Origin of the sequence: Mesorhizobium sp. GbtcB19 (assembly GCF_019091085.1) — a bacterium.
Lineage (GTDB): Bacteria > Pseudomonadota > Alphaproteobacteria > Rhizobiales > Rhizobiaceae > Mesorhizobium.
The window spans coordinates 166005-184994 of sequence record NZ_JAGXJY010000004.1; the positions used below are offsets into that span (position 1 = coordinate 166005).

Consider the following 18990-nt stretch of genomic DNA (forward strand, 5'->3'; position numbering starts at 1 on the left):
CGGCCTCGCGCCGCCCGTATTGTTTCTGACCGGACGAAGAAAGAGAGGCGCCTCGGGATGTCAGGCACCTGGATGACGACTCGCGCGTGGCTTTTGATGCTGCCGCTCCTGGTGATCATGGTCGCCGTTATCGGCTGGCCATTGGTCGACACCGTCAGGCTTTCCTTCACCGACGCGCAGCTGGTCGGCACGGCGGGCAATTACGTCGGCTTCGACAACTACACCAACATGCTGACCAGCTCGAATTTCAGCCGCACGCTTACCATCACCACCTGGTTCGCGGTCGTCTCGGTCGCCGCCGAGATGGTGATCGGCGTGCTGGCGGCACTGCTGCTCAACCAGGAATTCCGCGGCCGTGCGATACTTCGCGGACTGATGATCCTGCCTTGGGCGCTCCCCACCGTGGTCAATGCCACGCTCTGGCGACTGATCTACAATCCCGAATATGGCGCGCTGAACGCGGCGCTGACGCAGTTGCATATCATCGACGACTACCGCTCCTGGCTGGGCGAGCCGGGAACGGCTCTCGCCGCGCTGATCGTCGCCGACTGCTGGAAGAATTTTCCGCTTGTCGCGCTGATCGCGCTCGCTGCCCTGCAGGCGGTGCCGCGCGACATCACCGCCGCCGCGCTTGTCGACGGCGCCGGCCCCTTCAACCGCTTCCGCTTCGTCATCTTGCCCTATCTCGCCGGCCCGCTGATGGTGGCGCTGGTGCTGCGCACCATCGAAGCCTTCAAGGTCTTCGACATCATCTGGGTGATGACCCGCGGCGGCCCGGCCAACAGCACGCGCTCGCTGTCGATCCTCGTCTATCAGGAGGCCTTTTCCTTCCAGCGCGCCGGATCCGGCGCCTCGCTGGCGCTGATCGTCACTTTGCTCGTCACCGTGCTCGCCGTCGCCTATGCGGCGCTGGTGAAGAAGACCGCGGGGAGCGCCGCCTGATGGAACGCAAGAACCCGGTCTTCACCGCCTTCGTCTATGTCTGCGCCATCCTGCTCGCCGCCGTGATCCTGGCGCCGCTCGCCTGGCTCTTCGTCATGAGCATATCGCCGGCGGCCGATCTTGCCGCCAAGCCGCTGCGCTGGTGGCCGCAAGCGGCCGACTTCTCCCGTTACGCGCAGCTTCTGTCGAGGACCGAGAACAGCGCCGGCGCGGCCTTTACCGCATCGCTGCGCAACAGCCTGGAGGTCGCCGGCATGGCGACACTTGCGGCAATCCTGCTTGCCGTGCCTGCGGGCTGGGCGGTTTCGCGCACGCCGTCGGTCGGCTGGTCGCTGTCGATGGTGATCGCCACCTACATGCTGCCGCCGGTGGCGCTGTCCGTGCCGCTCTATATGGGTCTCTCCCGTCTCGGCCTGCTCAACAACGTCTTCGGCCTGGCGATGATCTATCTGACCATTCTCGCGCCCTTCACCACCTGGCTGATGAAATCGGGATTCGATTCCATCCCGCGCGAGATCGAGGCCGCGGCGATGATCGACGGCGCCGGGCTGTTGCAGACCTGGCGCATCATCACCTTGCCGCTGGCCGCACCCGTGGTGGCGACATCGGCGCTGTTTGCGGTGCTGCTGGCCTGGGACGAATTCTTCTATGCCCTGCTGTTCACCTCGGACCAGCGGGCAAAGACGCTGACGGTCGCCATCGCCGATCTCGCCGGCGGCCGCGTCTCCGACTATGGACTGATCGCCACCGCCGGCGTGCTCGCGGCCTTGCCGCCGGTGCTGATCGGCCTCGTCATGCAACGCGCGCTGATCTCGGGCCTCACCAGCGGCGGCGTGAAAGGATAATGATGACTGAAGAGAAGAAACGCCCGGCAGGGCTCGTCGCGATCGACCGCGAAATGGCGCGCCAGCATGAGGATGCGCTTGCCTCGTTCGCCAGCAATCAGGAGACAGCCGCCAGGGTCGCGGCCTCGATCAGGAAGAACGGCAGGCTCGTCCTGCTCGGCATGGGCGCCTCGCATGCCGTCGCCCGCGCCGTCGAGCCGCTCTATCGCGCGCATGGCATCGACGCCATCGCGCTGCCGCTGTCGGAACAGCTCGGACAGCCGTTGCCGCTTGCCGGCAAGACGGTCATCGTCACCTCGCAGTCGGGGGAAAGCGCGGAGGTCTTGCGCTGGTTCGCCGAAACCGGCGACCGTGCCGAAACCTTCGGCCTGACCCTGGAGGCCGGGTCGTTCCTCGGCCGTACGGTGCCTTGCCTGGTCGGCGCCGGCGGCACCGAGCTCGCCTTTGCCGCGACCCGCAGCCTGACCGTGACCTTCGCCCTGCATCTTGCCATCCTGGCCGCGCTCGGCGAAGACTCCACCGCCGCGCTCGCAGCGCTCAAGGCGCCCGAGACGGTTGAGATCGATGCCGCCTTGGCAGCGTTGGGCAAGGCCGCGACCGTGGTCACCTCCGGCCGCAGACTACAGGGCCTTGCCGAAGCGCTGGGGCTCGGCCTGACCGAACTGTCGCGCCTGCCGTGTTTTTCGCTTGAAGGTGGCCAGCTGCGCCATGGCCCGATGGAGATGCTCGGGCCCAAGATCGGCGTCGTGTTGTTCCGTGGCGACGACCCGACCGCCGAACTGGTCACCGCCATGGCCGTTTCAGTGGTCGAGACCGGCGCTCCGCTCGTCCTGTTCGACGCCTCCGGCAGGCCGCCTGTGGAAGGCGCTGTAACGCTGTCGTTCAAGCCTGCCTCCGGGCTGGCGGCGGTCTTCGCCATGCTGCCGGTGGCGCAGCGGCTGATGATCGCCTTCGCCGATGCCCGCGTCGACAATGCCGGCACCCCGGTGCGCACCACCAAGATCACGCGGAGCGAATGATGCGGCCGCTCGCGGTGATCGGCAACGTCAATGTCGACCTGATCGTCGGTCCGGTCGCGCCCTGGCCGAAGGCGGGTACCGAAACCGTCGTCGACCATGACGACCTGCGCGTCGGCGGCCAGGCCGGCAACACGGCGCTTGCCTGGCAGGCGCTGGGCATCGACTTCGAGATTGCAGCCAATCTCGGCGACGACCAGTTCGGTCGCTGGCTGCGCGAGGCGTTCGCACACCGCGCGCAAAAATGGCCGGTTCGTCCCGAAGGCACGACATTGTCCGTCGGCATGACCCATCCCGATGGCGAGCGCACCTTCTTCACCACGCGCGGCCACCTGCCCCGCTTCAGCCTGGGCGACGTGCTTTCGATGCTCGACGGCAGCCGGCTTTCAGGCGGCTATGCGCTGCTCAGCGGCTCCTTTCTGACCGACGACCTTACTCGCGACTACGGCGCGTTTTTCGACTGGGCCGAGGCGCATCGGATATCCGTCGCGCTCGACACCGGCTGGCCGATCGAAGGCTGGACGGAGGCGAACTGCGCGGCGGCGCGCGGCTGGCTGTCGCGCTGCGAGCTGGCCCTGTTCAACGAGGTCGAGACGACGACACTGGCCGGCCTGGCAAGCCCGGCCGAAGCGGCGCGCAAGATCCGCGACGGCATGCGGGACGGCGCGACAGTCGTCGTCAAGCGCGGGCCGGACGGCGCGCTGGCCATCGGCGCCGACGGCGAGCTCATCGAAGTGCCGGCGCCCCGCGTCGCGGTCGTCGACACGATCGGCGCCGGCGACGTTTTCAACGCCGCCTTCCTGGCCGCGCTGGCACAGGGCCGGCTGCTGCAGAACTGCCTGTCCGCCGCCGTCCGGGTGGCGTCGCGCGCCATCTCAACCTTGCCCCGCGACTATGGCGGGCCGATCCAATTCGAGGATGCCGACCATGAGCGCGCTTGAAATCCGCGATGTCCGCAAGAATTACGGCAGCGTCGAGACGCTGAAAGGCATCGACATCGCGCTCGAGAACGGCGAGTTCCTGGTGCTGCTCGGCTCGTCCGGCTGCGGCAAGTCGACCTTGCTCAACATCATCGCGGGCCTCGCCGAGGCGACGAGCGGCGACGTGCTTATCGGCGGCCGGTCGGTGCTTGGCGTGCATCCGAAGAACCGCGACATCGCGATGGTTTTCCAGTCCTACGCGCTCTATCCGAACCTCACCGTCGGCCGCAACATCGGCTTCGGGCTGGAGATGCGCAAGGTTACCGCCGCCGAGCGCGACAAGGCGGTGCGCGAGGCGGCGAAGCTGCTGCAGATCGAGACCCTGCTCGACCGCAAGCCAGGCCAGCTCTCCGGCGGCCAGCGCCAGCGCGTCGCCATCGGTCGGGCGCTGGTGCGCAAGCCGCAGGTGTTTCTGTTCGACGAACCGCTCTCCAATCTCGACGCCAAGCTGCGCCTGGAAATGCGCACCGAATTGAAGCGCCTGCACGAGATGCTGCGCACCACGGTCGTCTACGTCACCCACGACCAGATCGAGGCGATGACGCTGGCGACCCGCATCGCCGTCATGCGCGACGGCCGCATCGAGCAGCTCGGCACGCCGCAGGAAATCTACAATCACCCGGCGACGCTCTATGTGGCGGGCTTCGTCGGCGCGCCGTCGATGAACATGCTGGAAGCCACCGTCGAGGACGGCAAGCTCGCCATCGGAAGCACGGATGCGCGGCTGGCGCTGCCGGAACGCTACGCCAGCGCGGTGCGCAACGGTGCTTCGGTTGTGGTCGGCATCAGGCCTGAAGCGCTCCGCCTCGGGCCGGGCAGCGGCGCCGACTTGTCGCTGCCGGTCGAGATCGACGTCGTCGAGTTGACGGGCCCCGAACAGGTCACCACCGCCCGGATCGGCGCGCAGAGGCTGACGGCGACCCTGCCGCCGCAAGCCCGCGTCGCCAAGGGCCAGCCTTGCGCCTTTGTCTTCGACGCGGACGCGCTTCGCCTGTTCGATCCGGCGACCGGCAAGGCTTTTTGTTGAACGGAATCAGGCGCCGCGGTTCGCGGCGCCTGTTCCTGTCATCAATCGATGTCGAACGACACGCCCTGGGCGAGCGGCAGCGCCTTGGAGAAGTTCACCGTGTTGGTGGCGCGGCGCATATAGGCTTTCCAGGCATCCGAGCCGCTCTCGCGGCCGCCTCCCGTCTCCTTCTCGCCACCGAACGCGCCGCCGATCTCGGCGCCCGAAGTGCCGATATTGACGTTGGCGATGCCGCAATCCGAGCCGTCGACGCCGAGGAAGCGTTCCGATTCCTGCAGGTCGCGGGTGAAGATCGACGACGACAGGCCGGCACCGACCGCATTGTGCAGGTCGAGCGCCTCATCGAAATCGGAATATTTCATCACATAGAGGATCGGCGCGAAGGTCTCTTCGGTCACCGGCGAGACCTGCTTCGGCATCTCGACCAGCGCCGGATGCACGTAATAGGCGTCCGGATGGCCGTTCTCGACGCGCGCGCCGCCGGTCACCTTGCCGCCATGCGCTTGCGCTTCCTTCAGCGCCTTCTGCATGTTGTCGAAGGCGGCCTTGTCGATCAGCGGACCGACCAGCGCCTTGCCTTCCAGCGGATTGCCGACCGAGACGGTCTGATAGGCTTTCTTCAGCCGCGGCAGCAGCGCGTCGTAGACGCTGTCATGCACGAACAGGCGCCTGAGCGTCGTGCAGCGCTGGCCGGCGGTGCCCATGGCACCGAAGGCGATGGCGCGCAGCGCCATGTCGAGATCGGCGGTCGGGCAGACGATACCGGCATTGTTGCCGCCGAGCTCCAGCACGGCGCGGGCGAAGCGCTTGGCGAGCCTCGGACCAACCTCGCGGCCCATGCGGGTCGAGCCGGTAGCCGAGACCAACGGCACCTTCGGATGGTCGACCAGCACCTCGCCGGCGACACGGTCGCCGATCAGCACCTGCAGCAGCCCTGCCGGCGCATCGGCGCCGAAGCGCTTGGCGGCGCGCTTGAAGATCGCCTCGCAGGCAAGCGCCGTCAGCGGCGTCTTTTCCGACGGTTTCCACACCACCGCGTCGCCGCAGACGAAGGCGAGCGCCGAATTCCACGACCACACCGCGACCGGGAAGTTGAAGGCCGAGATGACACCGACGACGCCGAGCGGATGCCAGGTTTCCATCATGCGATGCCCTGGACGCTCGGTGGCGATGGTCAGGCCGTAGAGCTGGCGGGAAAGGCCGACCGCGAAATCGCAGATGTCGATCATTTCCTGCACTTCGCCAAGGCCCTCGGACGGGATTTTGCCGACCTCGATCGACACCAGCCGGCCGAGCTCGTCCTTATGCGCGCGCAATTCCTCGCCGAGCAGGCGCACCAACTCGCCCCGCTTCGGGCCTGGCACCAGCCGCCAGGCCTGGAAAGCCTTGTGCGCGGCATCGATGGCCTTGCCCGCGTCGGCGGCCGAAATCTGCTTCAGCGCCGCGATCTGCTCGCCCGTCACCGGGCTGCGCACGATGAGGTCGCCTCGGACAAGCGCCTCCTTGGAGACGCCGAGTTTCTCCAGAAGTGAGGCCGTTTCCTTCGCTAACGTCATTTTTATCCCTTTCAGGTCCCGCCTCTCATGGAGCGGGAATGGAGCCATGCGCCATCTCTTGGACGTGCCGTCGGGCACGACTGGGCGCTTTGATGGCGTGGCATTACTCGTTTCAGGGAAAAACCGCCACCCCGGCATGGTCCAAGGCCGGATTGCGAAATTGGGCCAGACCTCGGGGGAATTGCGATCAGCGCGCCTTCTGCAAGGAGGACTTCTCGGCGCTTTCCTTGATCAGCCGGTCGATATGTATGCGGATATGCGCCGCTTCCGCCGCGGTGTTGGCCAAGGCGATGGCGCGGTCGAAGGCGACACGCGCCTCCTCGTTGCGGCCAAGCTGCATCAAGAGCCCGCCCCTCAGCCCGAAGAAGTGGAAATAGCCCGACAGCCGCTCTTCCAGCGGCTCGATCATGGCAAGGGCTGCTTCCGGGCCGCGCACCTTGCTCACCGCGACCGCGCGGTTCAGCGTCACCACCGGTGACGGCTGCATCTGCTCCAACAGACCGTAGAGCAGGTCGATCTCGGCCCAGTCGGTATCCTCGGCGACAGCCGCCCGCGCATGCAGCGCCGCGATCGCCGCCTGCACCTGGTAGGGGCCGGGCTTGCGGTGGCGCAGCGCCTTGTCGACCAGCGCCAGGCCTTCGTCGATCATCTTGCGGCTCCACAGCGAGCGGTCCTGGTTCTCGAGCAGGACGATTTCGCCATTCTCGTCGAAACGCGCCGGCGCCCTTGCATGCTGCAGCAGCAGCAACGCGGTGAGGCCCATGATCTCCGGCTCGGCCTGGAACAGCCTGAGCAGCAGGCGGGCAAGGCGGATCGCCTCCTCGCACAGCGGCGCGCGGGCCGGCGCCTCGCCGCCATTGGTCGAGTAGCCTTCGTTGAAGATCAGGTAGACCATCGCGGCGACGGCGGCGAGCCGCTCCGAACGCTCGACGGGGCCCGGCGTCTCGAACGGCACGCCGGCATCAGCGATGCGCGCCTTGGCACGGGTGATGCGCTGCTCCATGGCGCTTTCGCCGACCAGGAAAGCGCGCGCGATCTGCTTGACGGTGATGCCGGAGACGATGCGCAGCGCCACCGCGATCTGCTGCGTCGCCGGCAGATCCGGATGGCAGCAGATGAACAGGAGCCGCAGGATGTCGTCGCGATAATGCTCGCCGTCGAGCCGCTCGGCCATGTCGCTCTCGGCGTCTTCCAGATCGGAGATCTGGTCCTCTTCCGGCATCGGCGCCTGCTTGGCGCGCTTGCGCACGGCGTCGATGCCGCTGTTGCGGCCGACGAAGATCAGCCAGGCCGCCGGATCGCGCGGCGGCCCGTTCTTCGGCCAGTTCTTGAGTGCCCTCAGGCACGCGTCCTGGAAAGCCTCTTCCGCGGCGTCGAGGTCGCGGAAGTAGCGCAGCAGCGCGCCCATCGCCTGCGGACGGGCATTGCTGATCGCGGTGCTTATCCAGGCAAGCTCGGTCATACGGCGACCTTTGTCGGATTGAAGAGCGAGACCGGCCGGATCTCGTAGGAGCCGCCGCTCGGATTGACCTCGGAGAGTTCGCGGGCGAATTCGACGGCCTCGTCGAGGTCGCGGCATTCGAGCGTGTAGAAGCCGAGGAATTGCTCCTTGGTCTCGGCGAACGGGCCGTCGAGCACGACCGCTTCGCCCTTGACCTTGCGCAGGGTGGTCGCGGCCGTCGTCGGCAGAAGGCGCGCCACCGGCCCGAGCCGCCCGGCCTTGGCGTATTTGTCCTGCACGTCAATGAGCTTCGCCATGACCTCGTCGTCCTGTTCCTTGCTCCAGGAGCAGACGACGTCTTCGGAGGCGTAGCAAAGAATGGCGTAGAGCATTGGCAGGTCCTTTCCGTATCAAAGGACGCGACAGTAGGACCCTTCCCGACACGAGGTCGATAAAAAAATTGGGTTGCCGATCACGGACTTGGCGGCGCCAACGAAATCATCCGTAGCCGCGCGCCGGCGACCGAAAGAGCGTCAGCCCTGCCGGTTGGCAGATAGATCCGCCATCCAGAGCCGGCCATCGTCGGTATGGGCGGGAAAATACTCGCGGCCCGCCGGCACGGGCTCGAGGATCATTCCCGCCTCGTCCGCCAGATAGTCGTAGCCGATCTGCTGCGACCGGCGATCCGGATCGAGATGGTTGTAGAGGTCACGTCGCGCCGCGCGCCGTTTCGGTTCGATCATCTTCAAATGATAAAGATTGAGGCCGCTGTCCTTGAGGCTGAAGCCGATGTCGTCGGGAAACCAGGCGCCATGCAGATCCTTCGACCGGTAGCGGTCGGGGTGGTAGGCGCTGAAAAGCCTGTGCTGCATCTTCCGGCCCCAGGCTCCATCGATCCTGTAGCTGGCCGGCGAATACATCTCCCGGCAGCGGAACCCCCAGGCGACATGCCTGGACCCGGCGGTCAGCCGGCCGATCCGGCCTGCCACGGCATGTTCCAGCCTTTCGTCGGGATCCATGGCCAGAACCCAATCGGCGCCCGCCTCGTAGGCAGCGGCGATAAGCGCGCGCCGCCTTCCCGGCTCGCTGCTGAAAATAACGTCCGAGGCGCGGTCGTCATAGGCGATCCAGCCGTCGACGACCGGATCGAGGTTGGCGATGAGGTCGGGCACGAGATGCTGATCGTAGCGGTAGCTGAAGACGGCGACGATTTTCTGCCGCGACCAAAGCCATCGACCGCGCCGCCGGCGCGGCAGCTTCATCTCGACGGTGATCATCGACTGCAATCCGTCTTGTTGCCGCGCCGGGCGCCGACCGACGCCCCCAGCGATTTGGCGAACAGTGCCAGCCACACGATCGGCAGCGACAGCCTTGCGAAAGTCCTTTCCTTGCCGGACAGGCCCTCCTTGATCAGCTTGCCGACGCTGCGCCGGTCCCGGAACACTTTGCGGAATGGGCGTACGGGTTTTCCGGCCTCGATGGAGGACAGATAGGCGCCGTAGCGGCGCCCGCGCCCATACTGGTCCGCAAGCAACGCGAGCAGGCGCGTCTCGTTGCGATGAACGGTCAGGACCCGTGGTTCCCAGACCGGCCGCAAAGCCTCCGGCAGCCTGGCCATGAATTCGGTGTCCTCTCCCGAAATCATCCGCTCGTCGAACAATCCGTATCGATCGAACAGTTTTCGGTCGAACGAAACGCCATAGCGCTGCGCCTTTTCAGCCGGAAGTCCCGGCAGGCGTCGCATGTAAGTGACCAAATACGCCGCGCAGGCGACCAGCTTGCGCGGATGGCTGTTGACAATGGCGCTCGCCACCGCCGCGGCACCGTCCCGGTGACGCAGCACGCGGATTTCGGCCCATTGCGGACAGGCCAGGCAATCATCCGCCAGGAAGGCGATGAACGGAGCCTTAGTCGCCGCGATGCCGCGATTTCGTGCGGCGCCGGCAAACAGCCGCTCCTCGACATCGATGACCCTCACGTCGATGCCGCCATCGGTAAGCAGCGCCTTGGCGTTGCCGCCGCCGGAATTCACCACCACGATCTCGAGCGGAATGTTCTGGTCGAGCACCGATCTTACCGCAGCCGCCAGTTCGGCGGGAGCCCGGAAACCAATCACCACGACTGCGATATCCGGCCTCTCGGCCATCAGGCGCGTTGCAGTTGGGCGGCCGGCGCCGAGAACCGGCGCCGCAGCCTGATCTTCAACCGATAGCGCAGGCAGCGCCAGACATCCGCCCCCGCCCGCGGCGCGGCCTCGGCCACCCTCAGGAATCGTGCCGCCATGTCGACATCGCCGCGCGCGTAATGAACCCGCGCGATCTTCAGGGCGACGAGACCCTCCCTCGTCTTCAGCGACCGCTCCGCGATGCCGCAGGACCGGAGCCGGCGAAGCGCCCGGCGCCATTCGAGAAAGCGCGCGCCAGGCCTGACCGTGAACCGGTCGTCGGAGCGCTCCGCCGACACGAAATAGATGAAGATGGGTCGTGTCACGACCGCAAGCGAAGCCTTGGCCATCACGCGCACCCAGAACAGCGTGTCCTCGTCATAGGCAAGCCCGGTCGGGAACCTGGTTTCGCCGATAGCCCGCCGCGACACCAGCGCGCTGCCGACCGCGATCGACCGTATCCGCCCTTCGAGATAGGCGCAGGCATTGGCAGGTCCGCTCGCCGTGTAGCCGCTCGGCATCTTGGTCGACCGCTCCTCGCCGTCGACCCGCCGGCGGTAGGCGCCGACCACCATGTCGGCTCGCGGTTGCGCCGTGGTGGCCGTGGCCAGCAGCGCGCGCAAGCCACCTTCCAGATGAACATCGTCGGCATCGATCATGTAGATCCAGGCAAAGCGGGCCTGCTCCAGCGCCAGATTCCTGGCGCCGCCGGCATCGCGACAGGACGATTGGATGACGCGCAACGGCAGGGCAAACCGCAACGCCGCTGCCGTGGCGATGGCCGCCGTGGCGTCGGACGACGAATCGTCGACCAGAAGCACCTCGCCGATAACGTCCCTTTCCGATGCCAGCGAGGCAAGCGTCCGGGCAATCGTGCGGGCCGCATCGTGTGCCGGAATGATGACGCTGACCGCTTCCAAATCCATCTCCGCGCCGTTACCCATGCGCCAGCGCCCGTCGATCCCCCGTCAATCCCAAAGCTCACGATACCGGCCGCATCCGTGCTTGAGAAGCGCCTATCGGGTAATCGGGGTTGTCGTCACACCTTTTCGAGAGCGACCGGAATGACGTCGACCGCCTGCTCGCCGACCTGGCCGCCGGTGGTCTTCAGCACGCCGACGATCGGTGCCACGTCGGAATAGTCGCGGCCGTAGCCGACGGTGATGTGATCGTTGCTCGCCCGCATGCCGTTGGTCGGATCGAATTCCTGCCAGCCGGCATCGCGCCCGCACCAGGCCTTGACCCAGGCATGCATGGCATCCGCGCCTTCGAGCCTCGGCTTGCCCTTCGGCGGGATGGTGCGCAGGAAGCCGCTGACATAGCCGGCCGGAATGCCCAGCCCGCGCAGGCCGGCGATCATGATATGGGAAAAATCCTGGCAGACCCCGCGCTTCAGCGCGAAGGCGCCGCTGGCGCGCGTCTGAACGGTCGTCGCCTTGCCGTCATAGGTGAAATCGCGATGGATGCGATTGCACAGATCGACCGCCGTGGCCACGGCGGAACCGGCAAGGCTTTCCCGCGCATAGGCGGTGATCGCCGGGTCAATGCCGACATGATCGCTGGCGGCGAGGAAATGATGCGGCGCGGCGGGCGACAACGAGCGGACAGAGCCGAGTTCCTCTTTGAGCCGCTGCAGATCCGGCGAAACGTCAAGCCCGGGCTCCGGACGCGACACCGAGACACGCGCGCTCATCCTGATGTCGAGGCCGTCGTGGACATCGCGAAAGGCGATCGCGGTGACGTTGTTGCCGAAGAAATCGAAAAAATCCGTGCGCTCAGATGGGGTCGGCACAAAAGACAGCGAGGCGACGACGACGCGTTGCACGCCCGCAATCGTCGGCGGCAGCACCCGCACCTGATGCCGGCTGCCACCGGCCGCCGCGTCATAGTCGTAGCTGAGGTGAAGCCTGATATCGTACAGCATGCTAACCAAAATAGGCCTTGGCGAGGCTGTTGTAGAGATTGCCGATCTCAGTCGCGAGATCGTCAAGCACATTCGCCGTCATGTCCGATGGCTCCATGACGGCGATCGCCGTGTTGAGCTGCAGGATTTCCTTGGCGGCGGGCGACATGTGACCCTCGCCGCCGATCGACGGCAGCATGCCGATTTCGGCCTTCAGCCGTTCGAGCTGGAACAGGATCGAGCGCGGATTGAGCGGGTCGAGCGCCAGCAGGTCGATCACCGTGCGCCGCCCGGCCTGCACCGGATATTGCCGGCGGTGGGTCATGACGCTGTCGCCGATCTCCAGCATCATGTCGAGCGCGCCCTCCGGCGCCCCATTGCTTGTCAACCGCGCCAGCGTACGGGCGATCTGGATACCGCGTTCCAGCCTGCGGCCGATCTCCAGGAAGCGCCAGCCGGTGAATCGGTACATGTTCTCGTGCAGCAGGCCGGAGAAGCCGGCGAGCTTGCGCAGCATCACCGTCATCGCCCGCGTCGCGTCGTCCCCGGGCGCGACCGTTTCCGCGAATTTGTGGATGGTCTTCGACAGATCCTTCAGCGCCAGCCAGCCGTCGGGCGAGAAGCGGTCGCGAATTTGCCCGGCGCTGTAGACCGCGCTGTCCAAGGTGCCGATCAATCCCAGCGGTATCGCGGTTTCGACCTCGATGCCAAACGGCTCGAGATAGTCCCTGATATCGGCAAGCAGCGGCATATCCGGATCGGACGTCTCGGCAAGCCGCACATGATAGGCGCGCAGCACGCGCACGGTGTCTTCCGAGCGCTCGATATAGCGCCCGAGCCAGGTCAGGTTCTCCGCCGCGCGGCTGGGCAGGCTGCCCGGCATGGTGCGGGTGAAGCCCTCATGCTCCTGCGGCAGCAGCGTCTCGCGCTCGACCGGCTTGTCACTCACCACCCAGACGTCCGCCGCCTGGCCGCCGCGCTGCATGGCGATCGCCGTCGGGTCGAGCGAGAAGCCGACACGGGCGAAGCCGCCGGGCATCACCGTCCAGCCTTCCGGCGTGCGCGCCAGATAGACGCGCAGGCTGGCGGGCCGCGGCTCCAGCACACCTTCGACGAACACCGGCGTGGTCGACAGCGTCACCGCTTCCTGGCCGACGAAACCGGCGCCGTCCGCCTCGATGCGCGCGACGAGCTCGGCCCGCTCGCCCGCCGACAGCGACGACCCGAGCCGGGTCGCGCCGTCGTCCTCGAAGGCGAGCCTGGTCGACAGCGCCGGGCCGACGACCATGCGGTCGATATTGGCCAGCACATGGGCGCGCTCGGCCTCCTGCCCGCACCACCAGGTGGCGATGTTGGGCAGCTTGAGACCATCGCCTTGCAACTCCCGTGCGATCCTCGGCAGGAAGGACAACAGCGCCCGCGTTTCCATCAGCCCTGAGCCAAGCGCATTGACCGCCGAGACCGTGCCGCGCCGGATCGCCTCGACCAGCCCCGGCGTGCCGATCTGCGATTCCGGCCTCAGCTCCAGCGGATCGGCGAAAGCGGCATCGAGCCGTCGCCACAACACGCCGATCGGCATCAGGCCGGAAACCGTGCGCACCATCAGCCTGCCGCCGGAGACGGTCAGGTCCTCGCCCTCGAGCAGCATGATGCCGAGATAACGGGCGATATAGGCGTGCTCGTAATAGGTCTCGTTGAGCGGTCCGGGCGTGAGGATGGCGACACGGCCGCCCGACTCTTTCGCCATGCCGTTCAGCGCGTCGCGGAAACGGCGGAAGAAGCCGGCAAGGCGATGCACGTGCATCTCGCCATAAATGTCCGACAGCGCGCGCGTGGTGGCGACGCGGTTCTCCAGCGCAAAGCCCGCGCCCGACGGCGCCTGGGTGCGGTCGCCCAGCACCCACCAGCGGCCGTCCGGGCCACGGCCGAGCTCGAAGGCGATCATATGGAGGAAATGCCCATTGGCCGGACGGACGCCGGCCATGGGGCGCAGATATTCAGGGCTTGCCGCAATCAGCCCGGCCGGAAGGATGCCCTTCTCGATCAGCCGGTTCGGCCCATAGATGTCGGCAAGGATTGCCTCGAACAGGTCGGCGCGCTGGGTGAGCCCGGCGCTGATCTCTGCCCATTCCTTTTCGTCGATAAGCAGCGGGACATGCGCCAGCGGCCATTCGCGTTCATTGGCGCCGGCCTGTTCGTAGACCCGGTAATAGACGCCGGCATCGCGCAGATACTGGTCGGCGCGGGCAAAACGCTGCCCAAGCCGCTCGGCCCCCAAATCATCGAGCGCGCCGATAAAGGAGCGCCATGCCGGGCGCGCATTGCCCGACGCATCGACCATCTCGTCGGCGATGCCTTCGATCGGCCGATAGCGTTCCAGCAGGCTTTGCGCCCGCGGCCTTCCGCCCGCCCGTTTGTGATTCCCCTTGGCCATTGTCGATCAGAGTCTCGCCGGCCGCCTGAGGTCAAGGGTCATGGGGAACTCTTCAGAGGCTTCTTCGTCACGCAGCACATAGCCGCCCGGCGTGTGGCCGCGCGGTTCGAAGCGGGCAAGGCGCCGCGCCTCGGCCTCGTTGCCGTTGACCGGGAATGTGTCGTAGTTGCGGCCGCCAGGATGCGCGACATGGTAGACGCAGCCGCCGACCGAGCGGCCCGACCAGCGGTCATAGATGTCGAAGACCAGCGGCGTGTTGACCGGCAGGGCCGGATGCAGGCCCGACGCCGGCTGCCACGCCTTGAAGCGCACGCCGGCAACCGCGACCTCGCGATTGTCTGTGGCCTTCATCGGCACGATGCGCCCGTTGCAGACGACGGCGTGACGTTCCGGATTGAGGCCCTCGGTCCGCACCTGCAGCCGCTCGACCGAGGAGTCCACGAACCGGACAGTGCCGCCGATGGCGCCCTGCTCGCCCATCACATGCCAAGGCTCCAGCGCCTGCCTGAGCTCCAGCTTGACGCCGGCATGCTGAACCTCGCCGCAGAAGGGGAAGCGGAATTCGAGCTGGGCGGCGAACCATTCGGGGCGGAAGTCGAAGCCGTTGAGCTTCAGATCCTCGAGCACGTCGAGGAAATCCGCCCAGACATGATGCGGCAGCATGAAACGGTCATGCAGCGAGGTGCCCCAGCGCACGAAGCGGCCATCGAGCGGGCTTTTCCAGGCGCGGGCGATGATGGCGCGGACCAGCAATTGCTGCGCCAGGCTCATCCGCGCATTGGGTGGCATCTCGAAGCCGCGGAACTCGACCAGCCCAAGCCGGCCGGTGGGGCCATCCGGCGAGAACAATTTGTCGATGCAGATTTCCGAGCGGTGCGTGTTGCCGGTGACGTCGGTCAACAGGTTGCGGAACAGCCGGTCGACCAGCCACGGCAAGGGTGCTGCACCGTTATCCGGGTGCGGCACCTGCGCCATCGCGATCTCGAGCTCGTAAAGCGAGTCGTGCCGCGCCTCGTCGAAGCGCGGCGCCTGGCTGGTCGGGCCGATGAACAGGCCGGAAAACATGTAGGACAGCGACGGATGCCGCTGCCACTGCAGCACCAGGCTCTTGAGCAGATCCGGCCTGCGCAGGAACGGGCTGTCATTGGGGGTCGCACCACCGACCACGACATGATTGCCGCCACCGGTGCCGGTGTGGCGGCCGTCGATCATGAATTTGTCGGTGCCGAGCCGCGACTGCCGCGCTTCGTCGTAAATGGCCGTGGTCGTGGCAACGCATTCCCGCCAATTGGCGGCCGGATGGATATTGACCTCGATGACGCCGGGGTCCGGCGCGACGCGGATGACGTTAAGGCGCGGATCGTGCGGCGGAGCGTAGCCCTCTATATGCACCGGAAGGCCGATCGCCTTGGCGGCATTCTCCGCCGCCGCCACCAGTTCGAGATAATCCTCCAGCGCCTCGACCGGCGGCATGAACACGCACAGCCGTCCGTCGCGCGGCTCGACGCTGAGCGCTGTGCGCACCGCGCCGCCAATCTCCGTGATCTCCTGCTCGACACGGTCCTGCTGGCCGGTCGCGGCCGTGAAGGACACCGCCTGCTGGCGGCGCGCCATTTCATCGGCGCCTTCAGGCGCTGCCGGAGCGGCTTCCGGCAGGATTGCCTCGCGCGCCGGCAACGGCCCGCGCGGCACGGACGGATCGACCGGCACGATATAGGGAAACTGCGCCGGCGGCACATAGGGCAGAGTGCCGAGCGGCAGGCGATAACCGACCGGGGAATCGCCTGGCACCAGGAACAGCCTTCCGCGCCGCGTCTTCCATTTTTCCGAGCGCCAGCGCTGTCCCGCGGCCTGGCTGTTCCAGCGCTGCACCGGCAGCACATAGCCCGACGGCTTGGTCAGGCCGCGCTCGAAGACGCGTGCCATGCGGCTGCGTTCCTCAGGGTCTTCCAGCTTGGAATTGGACGGGTCGACATTGTCCGGCAGCTTGCCTTCCTTGAGCAGCCATTCGCCCGGGTCTTCATAGGCTTCGCTGACCATTTCCTTGTCGATGCCGAGCTCGCCGGCGATGGCCTTGAGCAGGCTTTCCGCCTGTTGCGGCCCGATGGCCGCCTTGCCCGTCTCTCGTGCGATCAGCGACGGATCACGCCACACCGGCTCGCCATCGGTGCGCCAGTAGAGCGAGAAGGTCCAGCGCGGCAGGCTTTCGCCCGGATACCATTTGCCCTGGCCGTAATGCAGAAAACCGCCCGGCGCGAAGCGCTCGCGCAGGCGGCGGATCAGCTGGTCCGCCTTGTCGCGCTTGGTCGGGCCGACGGCCGCGGTGTTCCATTCGGCCGACTCGAAATCGTCGATCGACACGAAGGTCGGCTCGCCGCCCATGGTGAGCCGCACGTCGCCATCTCTCAGCGCCGCGTCAACCTTCTCGCCCAACGCGTCGAGCGCCTCCCAGCTTTCGTCCGAGAACGGCTTGGTGATGCGCGGATGCTCGGCGATGCGGTCGACCCGCATGTCGAAGCCGAAATCGACGTTGGCGAAGCTCGCCATGCCGGAGATGGGTGCCGCATTGCGGAAATGCGGCGTCGCGGCGAGCGGCACATGGCTTTCGCCGGTGAGCAGGCCGGAGGTCGGATCGAAGCCGATCCAGCCGGCGCCCGGAATATAGACCTCGCACCACGCATGCAGGTCGGTGAAGTCGACGGCGGTTCCAGGCGGCCCGTCCAGCGAAACCAGATCCGGCTTGAGCTGGATCAGGTAGCCGGAGACGAAACGCGCGGCGATACCGAGATTCCTGAGGATCTGCACCAGCAGCCAGCTCGAATCCCGGCACGAGCCCTTGGCCGCGGCTAGCGTCTCCTCCGGCGAAAAGACGCCGGTCTCCATGCGCACGATATAGGCGATCTCGCGCTGCAGCCGCGCATTGAGGTCTACGAGGAAATTGACGGTGTTTGTTGGGCTGCGGTCGATCCTTTCCAGGAATTTCGACAACAGTGGCCCGGCCGGTTCCGGCGTCCGATAGATGGCGAGGTCTTCCCTGATCTCTTCTGGGTAGTCGAAGGGGAAGGTCTCGGCGCTTTCCTCGACGAAGAAATCGAACGGATTGTAGACCGTCATGTCGGCGACGAGGTCGACCTCGATCTTCAATTCCGTCACCGGCTCCGGGAAGACGAAGCGGGCGAGGAAGTTGCCGTAGGGGTCCTGCTGCAGGTTGACGAAGTGGTTTGCCGGCTCGACCTTCAGCGAGTGGCTGAGCACCTTGGTGCGCGAATGCGGCGCCGGCTGCAGCCTGATCACCTGGGGGCCGAGAACGACCGGCCGGTCATATTTGTAATGGGTCAGATGATGGACGGCTGCCAGTATCGCCATGGTGCCCCGGAGTTTGGCGTTTCAATCCGCCGAACCCTGACATAAGTGCTGGCCGTTCTCCAAGCAGAGATGTTGCGCTGCAACTAATTTAAGCAGCGTTGCCGGCTTAGAAAAACGCCTGGATGCCGGTTTGCGCCCGCCCCAGGATCAGCGCATGCACGTCATGCGTGCCCTCATAGGTGTTCACCGTCTCCAGGTTCTGCGCGTGGCGCATGACGTGGTAGCCGATCTGGATGCCGTTGCCGCCATGCATGTCGCGCGCCAGGCGCGCGATATCGAGCGCCTTGCCGCAATTGTTGCGCTTGACGATCGAGATCATCTCCGGCGCCATCTTGCCTGCGTCCATCAGGCGCCCGACCCGCAATGAGCCCTGCAGTCCGAGCGCGATTTCGGTCTGCATGTCGGCGAGCTTCTTCTGGAACAGCTGCGTGCCGGCCAGCGGCTTGCCGAACTGCTTGCGGTCGAGGCCGTATTGCCGCGCCCGGTGCCAGCAGTCTTCCGCCGCGCCCATGGCGCCCCAGGAAATGCCGTAGCGCGCCCGGTTGAGGCAGCCGAACGGGCCGCCGAGGCCCCTGGCGTTGGGCAGCAGCGCCTCTTCGCCGACCTCGACGCCCTCCATCACCACTTCGCCGGTGATCGACGCGCGGAGGCTGAGTTTCCCCCCGATCTTCGGCGCCGAAAGCCCCTTCATGCCTTTTTCCAGCACGAAGCCGCGGATTTCGTCCTTGCCGTTCTCGCCCTTCAGCTTCGCCCAGACGACGAAGACGTCGGCGATCGGCGCGTTGGAGATCCACATCTTGGAGCCGGAGAGCCGGTAGCCGTTCGCAGTCTTCTCGGCGCGCGTCTTCATGCCGCCCGGATCGGAGCCGGCATCCGGTTCGGTGAGGCCGAAGCAGCCGATCCATTCGCCAGACGCCAGCTTCGGCAGGTATTTCTTGCGCTGGGCTTCCGAGCCATAGGCATGGATCGGATACATCACAAGCGACGACTGCACGCTCATCATCGAGCGATAGCCCGAGTCGATGCGTTCAACTTCCCGCGCGACCAGGCCGTAGGTCACGTATCCGGCGCCAAGCCCGCCATATTCTTCCGGAATGGTGATGCCGAGCAGTCCCGCCTCGCCCATCTCGCGGAAGATCGAAGGATCGGTCTTTTCGTCGGCGTAAGCTTCCTCGATCCGTGGCGCCAGCTTGTCGGCCGCGAATGCCGCCGCGCCGTCGCGCACCATGCGCTCATCCTCGGATAGCTGGTCCTCGATCAGGAAAGGATCATTCCAGACGAACGCGTTCTTATCGGCGGCCATGGCCTCGGGCTCC

General features: G+C 66.3%; 15 protein-coding genes. 5 read left to right on the plus strand and 10 right to left on the minus strand.

All coding sequences use genetic code 11. From position 1 onward, the window contains the following. The first annotated feature begins 57 nt into the window (after nucleotides 1-57). From KVT37_RS09775 to KVT37_RS09795, 5 genes are read left to right on the plus strand one after another with little or no spacing between them, the layout of a single operon-like run. Nucleotides 58-942: a carbohydrate ABC transporter permease gene (locus tag KVT37_RS09775; RefSeq protein ID WP_217572158.1), complete on the plus strand. Its 885-nt coding sequence runs from the start codon at nucleotides 58-60 to the stop codon at nucleotides 940-942. Continuing rightward, nucleotides 942-1787 (plus strand): carbohydrate ABC transporter permease, encoded by an 846-nt coding sequence (locus KVT37_RS09780; protein WP_217572160.1) that lies wholly within the window; start codon nucleotides 942-944, stop codon nucleotides 1785-1787. The genes KVT37_RS09775 and KVT37_RS09780 overlap by 1 nt, the downstream gene beginning before the upstream one ends. Nucleotides 1788-1789: 2 nt before the next feature. Next, on the plus strand, nucleotides 1790-2806 hold the full coding sequence (locus KVT37_RS09785; protein WP_217572566.1) for an SIS domain-containing protein: 1017 nt from the start codon (nucleotides 1790-1792) through the stop codon (nucleotides 2804-2806). Next, nucleotides 2806-3744 carry a PfkB family carbohydrate kinase gene (locus tag KVT37_RS09790; RefSeq protein WP_217572575.1) on the plus strand — a complete coding sequence of 313 codons (939 nt, stop codon included), beginning with the start codon at nucleotides 2806-2808 and terminating at the stop codon, nucleotides 3742-3744. The genes KVT37_RS09785 and KVT37_RS09790 overlap by 1 nt, the downstream gene beginning before the upstream one ends. Further along, nucleotides 3731-4810 carry an ABC transporter ATP-binding protein gene (locus tag KVT37_RS09795; RefSeq protein WP_217572161.1) on the plus strand — a complete coding sequence of 360 codons (1080 nt, stop codon included), beginning with the start codon at nucleotides 3731-3733 and terminating at the stop codon, nucleotides 4808-4810. Before KVT37_RS09790 ends, KVT37_RS09795 begins: the two co-directional genes overlap by 14 nt. A 41-nt stretch (nucleotides 4811-4851) precedes the next feature. Here the strand turns inward: KVT37_RS09795 and KVT37_RS09800 are convergent, their stop codons facing one another. The 10 genes from KVT37_RS09800 to KVT37_RS09845 all read right to left on the minus strand — a co-directional run bounded on the left by KVT37_RS09800 (nucleotide 4852) and on the right by KVT37_RS09845 (nucleotide 18977). Beyond that, entirely contained in the window at nucleotides 4852-6366 is a 1515-nt protein-coding gene (locus KVT37_RS09800) for an aldehyde dehydrogenase family protein (protein ID WP_217572162.1), read from the minus strand. A gap of 187 nt (nucleotides 6367-6553) precedes the next feature. After that, nucleotides 6554-7828 carry an RNA polymerase sigma factor gene (locus KVT37_RS09805; protein WP_217572163.1) on the minus strand — a complete coding sequence of 425 codons (1275 nt, stop codon included), beginning with the start codon at nucleotides 7826-7828 and terminating at the stop codon, nucleotides 6554-6556. Then, the gene (locus tag KVT37_RS09810; protein WP_217572164.1) at nucleotides 7825-8199 is read right to left on the minus strand and encodes a YciI family protein; all 375 of its coding nucleotides are present in this window, start codon (nucleotides 8197-8199) and stop codon (nucleotides 7825-7827) included. The genes KVT37_RS09805 and KVT37_RS09810 overlap by 4 nt, the downstream gene beginning before the upstream one ends. A gap of 141 nt (nucleotides 8200-8340) precedes the next feature. Then, entirely contained in the window at nucleotides 8341-9084 is a 744-nt protein-coding gene (locus tag KVT37_RS09815; protein WP_217572165.1) for a hypothetical protein, read from the minus strand. Continuing rightward, nucleotides 9081-9953 carry a glycosyltransferase family 2 protein gene (locus tag KVT37_RS09820; RefSeq protein ID WP_217572167.1) on the minus strand — a complete coding sequence of 291 codons (873 nt, stop codon included), beginning with the start codon at nucleotides 9951-9953 and terminating at the stop codon, nucleotides 9081-9083. Before KVT37_RS09820 ends, KVT37_RS09815 begins: the two co-directional genes overlap by 4 nt. Further along, complete coding sequence (locus KVT37_RS09825) at nucleotides 9953-10915, minus strand: glycosyltransferase family 2 protein (protein WP_254633912.1); 963 nt, start codon at nucleotides 10913-10915, stop codon at nucleotides 9953-9955. The genes KVT37_RS09820 and KVT37_RS09825 overlap by 1 nt, the downstream gene beginning before the upstream one ends. Before the next feature lie 95 nt (nucleotides 10916-11010). Continuing rightward, entirely contained in the window at nucleotides 11011-11895 is an 885-nt protein-coding gene (locus KVT37_RS09830) for a transglutaminase family protein (RefSeq protein ID WP_217572169.1), read from the minus strand. A gap of 1 nt (nucleotide 11896) precedes the next feature. Next, nucleotides 11897-14308: a circularly permuted type 2 ATP-grasp protein gene (locus KVT37_RS09835; protein ID WP_217572171.1), complete on the minus strand. Its 2412-nt coding sequence runs from the start codon at nucleotides 14306-14308 to the stop codon at nucleotides 11897-11899. A gap of 6 nt (nucleotides 14309-14314) precedes the next feature. Continuing rightward, a complete protein-coding gene (locus tag KVT37_RS09840; RefSeq protein ID WP_217572173.1) occupies nucleotides 14315-17674 on the minus strand; it encodes a DUF2126 domain-containing protein in 3360 nt (1119 codons plus the stop codon). A gap of 106 nt (nucleotides 17675-17780) precedes the next feature. Further along, entirely contained in the window at nucleotides 17781-18977 is a 1197-nt protein-coding gene (locus KVT37_RS09845; RefSeq protein ID WP_217572175.1) for an acyl-CoA dehydrogenase, read from the minus strand. Between the last annotated feature and the right edge of the window lie 13 nt (nucleotides 18978-18990).